The organism is Paraburkholderia sp. BCC1884, from assembly GCF_900996225.1.
Lineage (GTDB): Bacteria > Pseudomonadota > Gammaproteobacteria > Burkholderiales > Burkholderiaceae > Paraburkholderia.
Genome location: NZ_CAAJGL010000151.1, coordinates 1 through 480, shown reverse-complemented (window position 1 = coordinate 480; position 480 = coordinate 1). Strand labels below are relative to the sequence as shown.

The following is a 480-nucleotide window of genomic DNA, read 5'->3' as shown; positions in this document are numbered from 1 at the left end:
ATGCTGCGGGTGGCCGTGTCGGGCGTGACGGCCGTGTCGACATAGGTGACCGAGCGCAGCGCGGCCTGCCATTGCGCGAGCGCGGCGGTGGCACCGGCCGAAGTCAGCGTCAAGGTGCCGTGCACGGCGTCGTAGCTGGCCGTGATGTTGCCCATCGTGAGGCCGTCGTTGACGAAGCTCAGGACATCCTCGCCGGCATGGAAGCCGACACCGATCTGCACGATGGCCGAGGCGAAGGTGCGATTGTCGAGATCGGACAGCGTGATGCCGTCATCGATCGTGACCGGCGTGGACGGGGCATTGTCGGCGGCCTTGAAGGGGACCGAGCCGGAATTGCCGGAGCCGACGACGGGCGTCTGGTCGGTATCGGCGACGGTGACGTCGCGCGAGTAGGTCGTGCTGGTCTGGGTGCCGTCGCTGACCGACAAGCTGATCGTACGCGTGCTGGTGTCGGGCGTGATGGCCATGTCGGTATAGGTG

The 480-nt window shown here is 66.9% G+C and carries 1 protein-coding gene; it reads right to left on the bottom strand.

Going from position 1 to position 480, the window contains the following annotated elements:
• Positions 1-480: hypothetical protein (locus FQ705_RS32540; RefSeq protein ID WP_144148949.1), on the bottom strand; the 480-nt coding region annotated here is incomplete at both ends.